General features: G+C 67.0%; 12 protein-coding genes and 1 pseudogene. 6 read left to right on the plus strand and 7 right to left on the minus strand.

From position 1 onward, the window contains the following. Nucleotides 1-3: 3 nt before the first annotated feature. Nucleotides 4-1,356, minus strand: a complete 1,353-nt coding sequence (locus WB508_RS08725) for an NAD-dependent succinate-semialdehyde dehydrogenase (protein WP_423844495.1) — start codon at nucleotides 1,354-1,356, stop codon at nucleotides 4-6. 97 nt (nucleotides 1,357-1,453) lie between these two features. Here WB508_RS08725 and WB508_RS08730 point away from each other — a divergent pair, with 97 nt between their 5' ends. The 4 genes from WB508_RS08730 (at nucleotide 1,454) to WB508_RS08745 (ending at nucleotide 7,253) form a co-directional block, all read left to right on the plus strand. Further along, the gene (locus WB508_RS08730; protein WP_423844496.1) at nucleotides 1,454-3,403 is read left to right on the plus strand and encodes a primary-amine oxidase; all 1,950 of its coding nucleotides are present in this window, start codon (nucleotides 1,454-1,456) and stop codon (nucleotides 3,401-3,403) included. A 33-nt stretch (nucleotides 3,404-3,436) separates the two neighbouring features. Then, entirely contained in the window at nucleotides 3,437-4,954 is a 1,518-nt protein-coding gene (locus WB508_RS08735) for an APC family permease (RefSeq protein WP_423844497.1), read from the plus strand. A gap of 89 nt (nucleotides 4,955-5,043) precedes the next feature. Continuing rightward, the gene (locus WB508_RS08740) at nucleotides 5,044-6,381 is read left to right on the plus strand and encodes an NAD-dependent malic enzyme (RefSeq protein ID WP_423844507.1); all 1,338 of its coding nucleotides are present in this window, start codon (nucleotides 5,044-5,046) and stop codon (nucleotides 6,379-6,381) included. Continuing rightward, nucleotides 6,378-7,253, plus strand: a complete 876-nt coding sequence (locus WB508_RS08745) for a mechanosensitive ion channel family protein (RefSeq protein ID WP_423844498.1) — start codon at nucleotides 6,378-6,380, stop codon at nucleotides 7,251-7,253. Before WB508_RS08740 ends, WB508_RS08745 begins: the two co-directional genes overlap by 4 nt. 5 nt (nucleotides 7,254-7,258) lie before the next feature. Here the strand turns inward: WB508_RS08745 and WB508_RS08750 are convergent, their stop codons facing one another. The 3 genes from WB508_RS08750 to WB508_RS08760 are packed head-to-tail and all read right to left on the minus strand — an operon-like array spanning nucleotide 7,259 to nucleotide 10,034. Beyond that, a complete protein-coding gene (locus WB508_RS08750; RefSeq protein WP_423844499.1) occupies nucleotides 7,259-8,395 on the minus strand; it encodes an acyl-CoA dehydrogenase family protein in 1,137 nt (378 codons plus the stop codon). 14 nt (nucleotides 8,396-8,409) lie between these two features. Then, the gene (locus WB508_RS08755; RefSeq protein WP_423844500.1) at nucleotides 8,410-8,907 is read right to left on the minus strand and encodes a DoxX family protein; all 498 of its coding nucleotides are present in this window, start codon (nucleotides 8,905-8,907) and stop codon (nucleotides 8,410-8,412) included. Further along, nucleotides 8,904-10,034, minus strand: coding sequence for an AI-2E family transporter (locus WB508_RS08760; protein ID WP_423844501.1), 1,131 nt, complete (start codon nucleotides 10,032-10,034; stop codon nucleotides 8,904-8,906). Before WB508_RS08760 ends, WB508_RS08755 begins: the two co-directional genes overlap by 4 nt. 93 nt (nucleotides 10,035-10,127) lie before the next feature. On the opposite strand from WB508_RS08760, the gene WB508_RS08765 reads away from it, so the two are divergent. Then, complete coding sequence (locus WB508_RS08765; protein ID WP_423844502.1) at nucleotides 10,128-11,525, plus strand: GntP family permease; 1,398 nt, start codon at nucleotides 10,128-10,130, stop codon at nucleotides 11,523-11,525. A gap of 11 nt (nucleotides 11,526-11,536) precedes the next feature. On the opposite strand, the gene WB508_RS08770 is transcribed toward WB508_RS08765, so the two are convergent. After that, complete coding sequence (locus WB508_RS08770; protein WP_423844503.1) at nucleotides 11,537-12,232, minus strand: FadR/GntR family transcriptional regulator; 696 nt, start codon at nucleotides 12,230-12,232, stop codon at nucleotides 11,537-11,539. A gap of 46 nt (nucleotides 12,233-12,278) precedes the next feature. Here WB508_RS08770 and WB508_RS08775 point away from each other — a divergent pair, with 46 nt between their 5' ends. Further along, the gene (locus WB508_RS08775; protein WP_423844504.1) at nucleotides 12,279-12,812 is read left to right on the plus strand and encodes a gluconokinase; all 534 of its coding nucleotides are present in this window, start codon (nucleotides 12,279-12,281) and stop codon (nucleotides 12,810-12,812) included. Here WB508_RS08775 and WB508_RS08780 read toward each other — a convergent pair. Beyond that, the gene (locus WB508_RS08780) at nucleotides 12,783-13,499 is read right to left on the minus strand and encodes a uracil-DNA glycosylase (protein WP_423844505.1); all 717 of its coding nucleotides are present in this window, start codon (nucleotides 13,497-13,499) and stop codon (nucleotides 12,783-12,785) included. The genes WB508_RS08775 and WB508_RS08780 overlap by 30 nt on opposite strands. Next, nucleotides 13,451-13,845, minus strand: a pseudogene (locus WB508_RS08785) (MFS transporter); the annotation flags it as partial. The pseudogene WB508_RS08785 and the gene WB508_RS08780, both read right to left, overlap by 49 nt.

Raw genomic sequence — 13,845 nt, forward strand, 5'->3', positions numbered from 1 at the left:
CGCTCAGTCGGCGATGTAGAACATCCGCTTGTTGACGAACTCCTCCATGCCCAGCGGACCGAGCTCGCGGCCGAAGCCGGATCGCTTGACTCCGCCGAAGGGCAGCTCGGCCGCCTCGCCAGCCACGGAGTTGACGTTGGACATGCCGGCCTCGAGCCGCTGTGCCAGCGTCTTCGCCTTCTCGAGGTCTTCGCTGAAGACGGATCCGCCAAGCCCAAAGGTCGTGTCGTTGGCCAGAGCAAGAGCCTCCTCGTCGCTGGTGACGCGGTACACCACCGCCACGGGCCCAAACAGCTCCTCTGCGTACGCGCGCATCTCGGGCGTGACGCCGGTGAGCACGGCCGGTGAGTAGTGCGCGTCCGGACCATCAGACAGCACGCCGCCGGCGTGCAGGGTGGCGCCCTTGTCGACGGCATCCTGCACCTGCTCGGCCACCAGCTCGGCGGCCGCCCGTGACGACATCGGCGCGAAGGTGGACAGCGACGTCGCCTTCTGGGTCAGCTCGGCCACGAAGTCGTCGAACAGGTCGTCCATCACGATCATTCGCTTGTTGGAGTTGCAGGCCTGGCCTGCGTTGGCGATTCTGAAGTCCCAGGCCTGGGTGGCCACGTCAGCCACGTCGGTGCTGTCGAGCACCACCATCGGATCAGAGCCGCCGAGCTCCAGCACGCACTTCTTCAGGTGCTGTCCGGCCTGCGCGGCCACCGTGGAGCCGGCCCGCTCGGATCCGGTCAGGGAGACCCCCTGAATTCGAGGGTCCGCGATGATCGTCGAGATCTGGTCGAAGGTCGCGAACACGTTGCGGTAGGCACCCTCAGGCACCCCGGCGTCGTGCAGCAGCTGCTCGATCGCCAACGCAGAGCGCGGAACGGACTCAGCGTGCTTGAGGATGATGGTGTTGCCGAGCACCAGGTTGGGTGCCGCGAAGCGGGCGATCTGGTAGAAGGGAAAATTCCACGGCATGATGCCCAGCAGTGGTCCCACCGGCAGCCTCTGCACCATCGCCTTGCCGCCCGTGACGCCCTTGATCGGCTGGTCGGCGGCAAGATCGGGACCCTCGGTGGCGAAGTAGTCGAAGATCGCCTGGCAGAACTCGGCCTCCTCGACGCCCTCAGCGACGGTCTTGCCCATCTCCACCTGAGCGGTCTCGGCCAGCTGGTCGGCCCGTTCGCCGAACAGCACGCCGACCTGCTTGACGATGTCGGCACGCTCGCCGATGGACAGCTCACTCCACGAGACGTATGCCTCCTGCGAGGCGCTGAGTGTCGCCTCGATCTCGGCGTCGGTGGCGTGCTCGAACGTCTCGAGGACCTCTCCGGTCGACGGGTCGGTGACGCGGTACGTGGGGTTGGTCATCGGATCTCCTCAGGTGGTGCAAATACCGTACTGAAGATCTGGAGAATTGCCGAGGTTCACCCTGTGCGATGAGTGGGCGAGGTGCCATGATCTGTCCATGGCGCACCCGCTTGATCCCCTCACCAGCGACGAGTTCCGGACCACCACCGCCCTGCTGCATCGCGAACACGGCGTCGGCGCGGGGTGGCGATACTGCTCGATCGAGGGGCTGGAGCCGGCGAAGTCAGAGCTCGACGCCTATGCGGCCTCCGGAGAGGTGCCGGACCGAATCGTCGAAGCCCTGTGCCTGGAGCAGAAGACCAACCGCACGTTCCGCGCCCGAGTGAATCTGTCGGCCGAGGCCGTTGCGCTGTTCGAGCACGTGCCCGGCGTGCAGGCCAACTTCACCGTCGATGAGTGGGAGGAGGCGGACGCGGCCCTGCGGGCTCATCCGGACGTCATCGCAGCGCTCGAGCGGCGAGGTATCACGGACATGTCGCTGGTGTTCATGGACACCTGGACGTACGGCGACGCGGTGATGCCGGAGCAGTGGAAGGACCGGCGCATCGGGTGGTCCGACACCTGGGTGCGCGCCGCTGCCGGTGCCAATCCCTACGCCGGTCCGGTCAACGGGCTGCACTGCGTCATCGACGTGAACACGATGGAGCTGCTGGACATCGAGGACACCCACACGATCTCGCGTCCGGAGGTGATGGGTGAGTACGTGCCTCGTCACGTTCCAGACCGGCTGAAAGGACACCGACCGGAGCGCAAGCCCTTGCAGATCACCCAGCCCGAGGGCATCGGCTTCGTGGTCGACGGCCACCAGATCTCCTGGCAGAACTGGACCATGCGGATCGGCTTCAACCATCGCGAGGGCATGACCATCCAGGCGGTCACCTACACCGATGCCGGCCGGGTGCGCCCCATCGCGCACAAGCTCAGCTTCGCCGAGATGATCGTTCCCTACCGTGATCCGAGTGTCGATCACTTCCGGCGCACCGCCTTCGACATCGGCGAGTGGGGACTGGGTTTCATGACGCAGTCGTTGGAGCTGGGGTGCGACTGCCTGGGCGAGATCCGCTACCTCGATGCGGTCATGCACGACAGTGCAGGCGAGCCGTACACGATCACGAACGCGATCTGTCTGCACGAGGAAGACAGCGCGATCGGGTGGAAACATGTGGATCACGGTGACGACGGGACCGGAAACGAAGTGGGTGCCGAGGTGCGCCGGCAGCGCCGGTTCGTGGTGTCGTTCCACGTCACGGTGGCGAACTACGAATACATCGTCTACTGGCGGTTCTACGAGGACGGCAACATCGAGTGCGAGGTGCGCGCGACCGGCATCATGGTCGTCACCCACATCGAGGAGGGTCAGGCCCACCCGCACGGCACGTTGGTCGACCACCGCACCTACGCCCCGCACCATCAGCACTTCATGGTCGCTCGGCTCGACCTGGAGCCCGACGGACGCAGCAACACGGTCTACCGCAGCGAGACGGCGGTCGACCCGATCAGTGCCGAGAACCCGCACGGTCTTGGTCTGCGGCAGGTCAACACGCCGATCGAGACCGAAGGTCACGACGACTTCCGCTGGGAGAGCCAGCGCGCCTGGAAGGTCGTGAACGACGGCTCGTTGAACGGCCTGGGCACTCCGGTCGGCTACAAGCTGGTGCCCACGGGGGCCATTCCGTCGTTCTTCGATCCGGCCGCACCCGTCCTTCAGCGGGCCCAGGTCATCGGTCACACGGTGTGGGTCACGCCGCACGACGCCGAGGAGCGGTGGCCCTCGGGCGAATTCGTCACCCAGAGCAAGGACGATCACGGGCTGCCGGAGTGGATTCGCCAGGAGCGCTCAACCGTCGACACCGATCTGGTGCTCTGGTACGTCTTCGGCATCCACCACATCACCCGACCCGAGGACTGGCCGGTCATGCCCGCCGACATCGTGTCGTTCTGGCTCAAGCCGGTGTCATTCTTCGACCGCAACCCGTCCCTCGACGTGCAACCCACTGCCACCTCCACCTCGTGCTGCGGCACCGACAGCTGCACCTGCCAACACTGATCGTCCGATCTCCACCTCACGAAAGGCACGCCAATGTCGTCCACAGCGCAGTCCAACAAGGGATTGAGCACCGGTTCGCTCGGTCTGCTAGCCAGCGTCGCGCTCGGGGTGTCGGTCATCGCCCCGGCGTACACGCTCACCGCCTCGGTGGCCTACGTGGCACAAGAAGTGGGACCGCAGATGCCGGCCATCTTCCTGGTCGGCTTCGTACCGATGCTCCTGGTGGCTTTGGGCTATCGCGAGCTCAACGCGAAGACACCTGACAGCGGCACCTCGTTCACGTGGGCCACCAAGGCCTTCGGCCCCTACGTGGGGTTCATGGGTGGCTGGGGCCTGATCGCCGCGACCGTCATCGTGCTGTCCAATCTGGCGGCGATCGCGGTGGACTTCTTCTATCTCGCCATCGCTCAGCTCAGTGGCAACGACGGCATCGCCGAACTGGCTGACAACGTGGTGATCAACATCGTCACCTGCACTGTCTTCGTCGCGATGGCGATGTACATCTGCTACCGCGGCATCGAAGCGAGTCGGCCGATCCAGTACTTCCTCGTGACCTTCCAGCTGGGGGTGCTGGTGGTCTTCATCATCGCGGCTTTCGTGCAGTCCGGCGGCGCTGAGGCCAGCGGTGGCCTGTCGTTCAGCTGGTCGTGGTTCAACCCGTTCGAGATCGGCTCTTTCACCGCCTTCGCCGCCGGCGTCTCGCTGTCGATCTTCGTGTACTGGGGCTGGGACACCTGCCTGACGCTCAACGAAGAGACCGCTGGATCGGACAGCACCCCGGGCAAGGCCGCCGTGCTGACCATCGTCGGCGTCGTGCTGCTGTACCTGTTCATCGCCGTGGCAGTGCTGTTGTTCGCCGGACTCGGTGACACCGGTCTGGGCCTCAACAACGGCGACATCGCTGACAACGTGTTCGTGGCGCTCGGCTCGCCCGTGCTGGGCCCGCTGGCGGTGCTGATGTCGCTGGCGGTGCTGGTCAGCTCGGCGTCGTCGCTGCAGTCGACGTTCCTGTCGCCGACGCGCACCATGCTGGCGATGGGTCACTACAAGGCGCTGCCCGATGCGTACGGCACAGTGCATCCCACCTACAAGTCGCCTGTGCACGCCACCATCGTGGCCGGTGTCGTGGCGACGGTGTTCTACGCCGTCATGCGGGTCATCAGCACCAGTGTCCTGCAGGACACCATCTTGACGCTCGGTCTGATGATCTGCTTCTACTACGGGATCACCGCGTTCGCCTGCGTCTGGTACTTCCGAGACAGCGCCTTCAGCAACGCTCGCAACTTCCTGCTGCGCTTCCTGTCGCCGCTCGTCGGCGGCATCGCACTCGTCGCGGTGCTGGTTCAGACGCTGTTCGACTCCTCCGATCCCGCCTACGGCAGCGGGTCATCGGTGTTCGGGGTCGGCACCGTCTTCGTCATCGGCGTGGGGATCATCGGTCTGGGTGTGGCCCTGATGATCTACATGCGTGTCACGCAACCCTCGTTCTTCGCGGGGGAGACCCTGGACGAGGACACGGAGATCTTCAGCGATCCGTCCGGGATGGCGTGAGGTCGAGGACGCGCGAGTAGGGTCGCGGCGTGGGCAGCGTCAGCATCTCGAACTCGATCGTCGTTCGACTCACGCTGCCGGCCGGCGGCATGGCCGTGAGCGACCTGACCGCGGCGGTCGAGCGCGCCGGCGGCCAGGTCACCGCGCTGGACGTCTCGTCATCCACGCCGGAGACGCTGCAGGTCGACCTGACGGTCTCCTCCTCGGGCCCTGAGCACGCCGACCGGCTCGTCGCCTCCCTGCGGGAGATCGAGCATGTCGAGGTCGTCAAGGTCTCGGACCGCACCTTCTTGATGCACCTCGGCGGCGTCATCGAGACCAGGTCCAAGCACCCGTTGCGCAACCGCGACGATCTTTCGATGGTCTACACGCCCGGCGTGGCCCGCATCTGTCAAGCAATCGTCGACGATCCCGAAGACGCCCGGCGACTCACCATCAAACGCAACAGCGTCGCGGTGGTCACCGACGGCTCGGCGGTGCTCGGTCTGGGCAACATCGGGCCGAAGGCGGCGCTGCCGGTCATGGAGGGCAAGGCGGCCCTGTTCAAGGCGTTCGCGGACATCGACGCGTGGCCGTTGTGTCTGGACACGCAGGACGTGGAGCAGATCATCGAGACCGTGGCTGCCGTTGCCCCTGGCTTCGCCGGCATCAACCTGGAGGACATCTCGGCGCCGCGCTGCTTCGAGATCGAGCAACGACTGCGCGATCGTCTTGACATCCCGGTCTTTCACGACGACCAGCACGGCACTGCCGTGGTGGTTCTCGCCGCCTTGCGCAATGCGCTGCGGGTCGTGGGCAAGACGCTGCCGACGGCGCGCATCGTGCTGGTCGGTGCCGGAGCCGCCGGAACCGCCGTGCTCAAGGTGCTGCTGCACGCCGGTGCCCGTGAGGTGCTGGTGTGTGATGTCGAGGGGGTCGTTCACGTGGGTCGCCCCGGACTGCATGAGTCACTGGTCTGGACCGCCGAGAACACCAACCGCGCAGGTGTCACCGGCTCGTTGCGAGCGGCGTTGCCCGGGGCTGACGTGTTCATCGGCGTCTCGGCTCCGGGCTTGATCGACGCCGACGACGTGCAGGCGATGGCCGACGACGCCATCGTGTTCGCGCTGGCCAACCCCGATCCGGAGATCGAGCCGTCGGTCGCCCGCCGCCATGCTGCTGTCGTCGCGACCGGACGATCGGACCACCCCAATCAGATCAACAACGTGCTTGCCTTCCCCGGCATCTTTCGCGGGCTGCTCGATGCACGCAGCCGGGGCATCGGCATGGATGTGCTGACGGCCGCGGCCGATGCCATCGCCGACTCGGTCAGTGCCGATGAGCTGGGCCCGAACTACATCATCCCGAGCGTCTTTCACGCCGAGGTGCACCACAAGGTCGCCGCGGCCGTGCACGAAGCGTCCGCGTCGACTCGGGTGCGCCCGTGACCGTCTTCGAGGAGATCGCCGCGAACGTCGGGTTGCCCGTCGTCGTGGTCCGCGTGCTCATCGGGCTGCTGTTGGTGGTCGTGGGCGTGGCCCTGTCCCGCATCGTCCGGTGGGTGTTGCACCGCGTGTTCACCGGTCGCCGGACACCCAGCTTCGCGCGAGTGATGAGCCGACTTGCTGGCTGGCTGATCGCCACGATCTTCATCTTCGCAGCGGTGGTCGCCGTGTTCCCGTCGGTGCGCCCCGTCGATGCGCTGGCGGGCCTGGGCTTTTTCTCAGTGGCTGCGGCCTTCGCCTTCCGCGACATCTTGGAGAACTTGCTCGCAGGAGTGCTCCTGCTGCTGCGCCAGCCCTTCCAGTCCGGTGATCAGATCACCGTCAGTGGTCAGTCCGGAACGGTCGAGGCGATCACGATCCGCGAGACCCGGCTCACGACCTTCGACGGCCAGCTCGTGCTCATCCCCAACCGCGATGTCTACAAGAGCGTGATCGTGGTGCGCACGGCCTACCCGAGCAGACGGCTCGACTTCGTGGTCGGTGTCGCCTACGAGAACGATGTCGAGGAAGCATGTCGGATCGTCGAGCAGGCGCTGGCCGGACTCCCGCGCCTGGTCGGCGATCCCCAGCCCGAGGCCTTGGTGGCGGCGCTCGGCGTGTCGACCGTCGACATCGAGGTGCGGTTCTGGGCGGGCCCTGATCAGCACGATTCGAGGGTGGCGCTGTCGGCCGCGATCATCGCCACCAAGCTGGCTCTGGACGACGCGGGCATCGAGATGCCGGCCGACATCATCGCGTTGCAGGCAACGCCCAGCTTCCGCGCAGCAGTTCAGGGCGTTGGAGACGTCACGCCGGGCGGTGGCGTGAGGGCCTGAGCTGCTCAGCTCCGGGCGAGGTGGCGAGCGATGACCAGACGCTGGATCTGGTTGGTGCCCTCGAAGATCTGCATCACCTTGACCTCGCGCATGAATCGCTCGACGGGGAAGTCCTTGGTGTAGCCGGCGCCGCCGAGCACCTGCACCGCGTCCGTAGCGACGCGCATGGCGTTGTCGGTGCACACCAGCTTGGCGATGGAGGCCTCGCGCCCGAACGGTCGCCCGGCGTCCTTCAGGCGTGCGGCTGACAGGTAGGTGGCGCGGGCTGACTCGACCGCGGCGGCCATGTCGGCGAGCAGGAAGCCGAGTCCTTGGTGCTCGATGATCGGGCGACCGAACGTCTCGCGCTCGCGCGCATAGGCGACCGCGATGTCCAGCGACGCCTGAGCAACACCGGTGGCGACCGCCGCGATGCCGAGCCGGCCCGCATCGAGACCAGCCAGGGCGATGGCCAGCCCCTGGCCCTCGGTGCCGAGCAGCCGGTCGGCCGGGATGCGGACGTCGTCGAACAGCATGGTGGCCGTCGTGGATCCGGTCAGACCCATCTTGCGCTCGGGTGTGTCGGCGGTGAGGCCGGCAGTGTCCGACGGCACCAAGAAGCATGAGATCTCGGTGTCGGAGGTCCTGGCCATGACCTTGTAGAAGTCCGCCTCGCCGCCATGCGTGGTCCAGGCCTTGGCGCCGTTGATGACGTACTCGTCGCCCTCGCGCACCGCGCGGGTCCGCATGGCGGCCGGGTCGGAGCCGGCGTGTGCCTCCGACAGGCAGTAGGCGCCGAGCAGGTCACCGGCCAGCATGTCCGGAAGCCAGCGGCGCTTCTGCTCGTCGCTGCCGGCGGTGAAGAGCCCGAAGCACGACAGAGCGTGGACGCTGGTGCCGACGCCGACCGAGGCCCATGCGGTGCCGATCTCCTCCAGCACCTGCAGGTACACCTCATAGGGCTGTCCGCCGCCACCGAACTCCTCCGGATAGGGCAGCGACAACAGACCAGCGGCGCCCAGCGTGCGAAACGCTGCCCGCGGGAAGGTCGACGTCGCCTCGGCTTCATCGACCCGCGGTGCGAGCTCCTTGCTGAGGATCTGGCGCGTCAGATCGATCAGGTCGTCGGTTTCTGGCGACGGCATCAGGCGATGCGCAGGCATGGGCAGGTCCTTCGTCAGTCGGTCGGCGGATGCGGCCGCCACGAGGTGATCAGCAGGCCGGCCGTGCTGAGGGCGCCGAGAACGAAGGCGCCGACCCCCCACTGCCAGCCGGAACGATCCAGGCCGAACGCGTGGTCCAGCGACCACGATCCGGGTCCCATCATGGACAGCACCGTCAGGGCGGTGGCCACGAGCACCACGTACTCATAGCCCTCCTTGGTGATGAAGAAGCCGTTGGCGCGGTGGACCGTCATGAACGCGGTGGCCATGATGCCGATGCCGACCGCTGCCGCCGCGGGGGTGAACAAACCCACGAGCAACGCGACCCCGGCGGCGATCTCCAGATAGGTCGACGCGGCTGCGTGGAACCGCGCGGGTCGCAGGCCGAGGTCCGCGAACCACGTCGTGGTGCCGGTCAGGCCCTTCGGCCCGAAGCCGTGCTTGTAGCCGTGCATCACGAAGATGACACCGAGCGCGAGACGAAGCAGAAGTGCGGCAAGGTCGGCGGTCATGACGATTCGAGTCGATCGGCGGCGTGGGAGTCCTCCGATGGGGCGTCAGAACTCACGGCGTGGTCGATGCGTTCGTTGATGTAGCGCAGCACCTCGGCCGCGGTCGCGACGACGGGAACGGCCAAGAAAGCACCCGTGATGCCGAACAGGGTGCCTCCGGCGGTCACGCCCAGCAGCACGATGGCGGGGTGCAGGTTCAGGTTCTTGCCCTGCAGCAGCGGCGAGAGCACATTGCCCTCGAACTGCTGCACCGCCACCACGATGATCAGGGCGATCAGAGCGTCCTTCGGATCGTTGGTGACCAGCGTGACCAGCACCGCGACAGCCCCGCTGATGAACGCACCCACGATCGGGATGTAACCACCGAAGAACGTCAGGACAGCCAACGGAATGGCGAGCTCCACGCCGAGGATGGCCAGACCGATGCCGATGATGACGGCGTCGATGAAGGCGACCAGCGTCTGCGTGCGGATGAAGCCGCCGAGGGTTCCCCACGAGCGTTCCAGCGCCTCGCCGGCGTGCTCACCGGCGCGCTGGCCACCCACCGTGCGAGCCCACGGAAGGAATCGATGGCCATCCTTGATGAAGTAGAAGGTCAGCAGCAAGATGACCACGAAGTTGATGACGGCCGACGTGGCGGCGCCGATCGTGGAGAACACGCCCGAGCTGATCGCTGCGGCACTCTCCTGCACCTTGTCCTGGACGGCCTGGATGGCTCGGGTGATCTGTCCGTCAGACAGGTTCAGCGGTTCGCCGGTCAGCCAGTCGCGCACTTTTTGAAGGCCACCGGTCGCGCCTCTGGCAATCTCATCGGCCTGGCCAGCCACCTGAGGCGTGAGGATCGCGACGAGGCCGATCACCGCAATGATGAACGTGAGCATGACCGTGGCTGCGGCGACCGCCGAAGGCCAGCCCTTGCTTCGCAACCACGCGACCGGAGGCTGCAGCAGGCTGGTGACGATGAGCGCCATCGTGACCGGGAAGAGAATGACCCACATCTGACCGATGATCCAGCCGATGACGACGGCAGCCGCCGCGATGACGATGATGCGTAGCCCCCAGCGCTGCATTCCTGCGAAGCCGTCGTCGATCACCACGGCGCGATCGCGCACTTTTTTCTCGCTCACGCGGCCAGCCTAGTATTGTTGCAAACGTAGTACCTTTGCGGCACACTCGGTCCACAGTGACCCATCTCACGTCAGGACATCATCGTGGATCCCATGGAACCCGTCTACGGAACGACAACGCTGCTGCTGATCGCTGCCGCTGCCGTCGCCGTGCTGCTGTTTCTCATCATCAAGGTTCGGCTGCACGCCTTCATCGCCCTCGTGCTGGTCAGCCTGCTGACCGCGGTGGCAGCAGGCATCCCACTCGCGGACGTGCCGACCGCGCTCACCTCTGGATTCGGCAGCACACTGGCCTCGGTCGCCCTGCTGGTTGGCTTCGGTGTCATGCTCGGCCGACTGCTGGAGGTCAGCGGGGGTGCGCAGGTGCTGGCCGACACGCTGATTGGCCGCTTCGGTGAGCGGCGGGCACCGCTTGCACTAGGCATCGCGGCCCTGATCTTCGGCTTCCCGATCTTCTTCGACGCCGGACTGGTGGTCTTCCTGCCGATCATCCTGACCGTGGCCCGCCGCTTCGGCGGATCGGTCCTGTACTACGCCCTGCCCGCTGCCGGTGGTTTCGCCGCGATGCACGCACTGGTCCCGCCGCACCCCGGACCCGTTGCGGCAGGCACCGTCCTGGGTGGTGACATCGGTGTGGTCCTGCTCGTGAATCTGCCCATCGCCGTGGTCGCCTGGTACGTCGGTGTCTACCTGGTCTCCCGCCAGCTCGGCGCGCGCATCGACGTGGCGCTGCCGACGTTGCTGTTCGGCGAGATCAACGACGGTCGCACGGGCGACGACGGCACCGTGACCACCACCCAGCCTGCGCCGCCAGCCTTCGCGACCGTACTCGGTCTGCTCGCCATCCCGTTGGTGCTCATCGGCTTCAACACGGTCCTGTCGACGCTGCTGTCCAGCGGCTCGATCGACTCGCATCCTGTCGTCGACGGACTCATCCTGCTGGGCAACACACCGGTGGCTCTGCTGGTCACCCTGTTGGCGGCCATCGGTCTGCTCGGGACCCGAGACCGGACGCTGAGCGAGACCACGGACCTGCTCGACACGTCGCTGGGACCGATCTGCTCGATCATCCTGATCACCGGCGCCGGCGGCATGTTTGGCGGGGTGCTGCGCGCCAGCGGCATCGGCGGTGCGCTGACGTCGTCGTTGTCCGACCTGGGCATCCCCTTGCTGCTCCAGGCGTTCTTGATCGCGACGGCCCTGCGCGTCGCTCAGGGATCGGCCACCGTCGCCCTGACCACGGCGGCGGGCCTCATCGCCAGTCAAGCCGGTGGACTGAGCGACCTGCGGATCGCCCTGCTCGTGACCGCCATCGCGGCCGGAGCCACCGTTCTGTCTCACGTCAACGACTCGGGGTTCTGGCTGGTGAGTCGCTTCTTCGGCATGGACGAGAAGACCACCCTGAAGACCTGGACGGTCATGGAGACCACCCTTGGTCTGTCGGCCTTCGCCATCGCGGTCGCCCTGTGGCCCCTCGCCGGCGCGGTCTGACGGTGCTCGGGCTACGGGCGGGGCAGGCGTCCTTGCATCTGCGAGACCACCTCGACGCAGATGGCGTGCATGGCCGACCGCGCAACGTCGGCGTCGCCGTCGGCGACGCCGTGGGCCACCATCAGGTGCAGGCGACGGGCCTCGGGCTTGGGCTCGCGCGGCATCAGGTCGTGGTCGGTCCGCCCGCGCAACACCTCCTCGACGACATCTCCCAAGGCACCGAACATGATGTTGCCAGAGGCCTCCAGCAACATCCGGTGAAAGGCGATGTCCAGGTCGAGGAAGCTGGCCAGGTCGGCGGCAGCGCCGGCGACCTCCATGGCTTCGGCCAACCGCACGATCTCGACGCGCACCGTGGGATCGGCGTGCGCGGCCGCGAGTGCGGCGGACGGCGGCTCTACGGCGGCGCGCAGCTGCGAGAGGTCGTGCAGGTGCGCCGCCCGGTCGTCGCCATCGAGGCGCCAGCGGATGACAGCAGGATCGAAGTGGTCCCAATCGGCGGGCGGTCGAATGCGAACCCCGGTGCGTCGCCGACTCTCGACCAGACCCATCGAGGCCAGCACCTGCACGACCTCGCGGGCGATGGTGCGCGAGACGCCGAACTCCGTCTGCAGCCACTCCAAGGTCAGGCTCGTCTCAGGAGCCAGCCGTCCGTCGAGAATCCGGGGCCCCAGCTGCTCCAGGACCCCGGCGTACACGTGCGACATGCCCGTCAGCGTAGTCCTCAGGTGCAGCCGTGGTGCGGTGCTCGACGTGAATGACCCACCCCAGATCGTGGTGATGGGGGTGTCCGGCACTGGCAAGAGCGAGGTCGGCACCCGGCTGGCCGATCGCCTCGGCATGGCCTACATCGAGGGAGACACGTTTCACCCCGCCGCCAACATCGACAAGATGTCGACCGGAACCCCGCTGACTGACGAGGACCGCCGGCCCTGGTTGAGGACGCTGGCGCAGAAGCTGCAGGACCAGCACGCTGCGGGGGTCTCAAGCGTGCTGGCATGTTCCGCGCTGCGCCGGGATTACCGCGAGATCCTGCGCGGCCGTGGCCCGGAGCCGCAGGTCATGTTCGTGCACCTCGCCGCGCCGTTCGACGTGCTGCGTGCGCGGATGGAGAGCCGTGAGCACTTCATGCCAGCGTCGCTGCTGCAGTCGCAGTTCGACACCCTCGAGCCACTCGGACCCGACGAAGCCGGGTTCATGATCGACGTCGACGCGCCGCTGGCCGACGTGGTCGCAACAGCCGTGGTGGCCGTCCGGTCAAAGATCGGCCACCCCGGAGCTGAGTGAGAAGTTGACCGGATCGGCGCCCTGCTCCTGCAACAACGCGTTGGCCCGGCTGAACGGACGCGACCCAAAGAACCCGCGGGACGCCGAGAGTGGGCTGGGGTGCGCCGAGGCGATGACGGGCACGTCGCCGAGCAGGGGCGTCAAGCTGTGCGCGTCGCGTCCCCACAGGATCGCCACGCACGGTCCACCGCGATCAACCAACGCCTCGATGGCTCGCCGGGTGATTTCTTCCCATCCCCGGCCGCGGTGGCTGGCCGCCTCGCCGGGGCGGACCGTCAGCACGCGGTTGAGCAGCATGACCCCCTGCCTCGACCACGGCGAGAGATCGCCCGTGGCGGCTGGCGGAATCCCGAGATCGCTCTCGAGCTCGCGATAGATGTTGATCAGGCTGCGGGGCAGTGGCCGGAGCTCGGGTCGCACGGAGAACGACAGGCCCATGGCGTGCCCGGGGGTCGGATACGGGTCTTGTCCCACGATCAGAACCCGAACGTCCGACAACGGCTCGTCGAACGCGCGCAGCACGTCCTCACGCGCTGGCAGGAAATCGCGCCCCGCGGCGACCTCGGCGCTCAGGAACTCGGCCATCGCCGCGAGTCGGTCGCGGACCGGCTCGAGTGCGTCGGCCCAGTCCGGCGCCATCAGGCGGGATCCAGCGCGCGGCGGGCCAGTGCTCCGGCGAGGACACATCCGACGATCGGGACGATGAAGGTGGACGGCAACGACACCCAGCGGGTCAGGATGCCGATGATCGCGGGTCCGGCCAACAAGCCGAGATAGCCCAGGCTGGTGACCCGGGCCATGTACAACCCGGCGTTGTCTGGATCGATGCGACCTGCGGCGCTGAAGAACTGCGGGATGCATCCGGCCAGCCCAACGCCGAAGACTGCCCAGGCCACGATCGCCACCCATGGCGTTGGTGCCAGCGCGGCGCCCGTCAGCCCGGCGGCACCGACCAGCGCAGCGCGTTGCACGTAGGCCGCAGGTCCGATCCGCGCCACGACCCGGTCGGCCAGCAGGCGGACCGTCGTCATGG

The organism is Aeromicrobium sp., assembly GCF_049586495.1.
Taxonomy (GTDB): Bacteria; Actinomycetota; Actinomycetes; order Propionibacteriales; family Nocardioidaceae; genus Aeromicrobium.

Coding starts and splice junctions, on each gene's coding strand:
- WB508_RS08725 (WP_423844495.1), bottom strand. CDS start 1,356: ATGACCAACCCCACGTACCGCGTCACCGACCCGTCGACCGGAGAGGTC.
- WB508_RS08730 (WP_423844496.1), top strand. CDS start 1,454: ATGGCGCACCCGCTTGATCCCCTCACCAGCGACGAGTTCCGGACCACC.
- WB508_RS08735 (WP_423844497.1), top strand. CDS start 3,437: ATGTCGTCCACAGCGCAGTCCAACAAGGGATTGAGCACCGGTTCGCTC.
- WB508_RS08740 (WP_423844507.1), top strand. CDS start 5,044: ATGGCCGTGAGCGACCTGACCGCGGCGGTCGAGCGCGCCGGCGGCCAG.
- WB508_RS08750 (WP_423844499.1), bottom strand. CDS start 8,395: ATGCCTGCGCATCGCCTGATGCCGTCGCCAGAAACCGACGACCTGATC.
- WB508_RS08755 (WP_423844500.1), bottom strand. CDS start 8,907: ATGACCGCCGACCTTGCCGCACTTCTGCTTCGTCTCGCGCTCGGTGTC.
- WB508_RS08765 (WP_423844502.1), top strand. CDS start 10,128: ATGGAACCCGTCTACGGAACGACAACGCTGCTGCTGATCGCTGCCGCT.
- WB508_RS08770 (WP_423844503.1), bottom strand. CDS start 12,232: ATGTCGCACGTGTACGCCGGGGTCCTGGAGCAGCTGGGGCCCCGGATT.
- WB508_RS08780 (WP_423844505.1), bottom strand. CDS start 13,499: ATGTGTCCTCGCCGGAGCACTGGCCCGCCGCGCGCTGGATCCCGCCTG.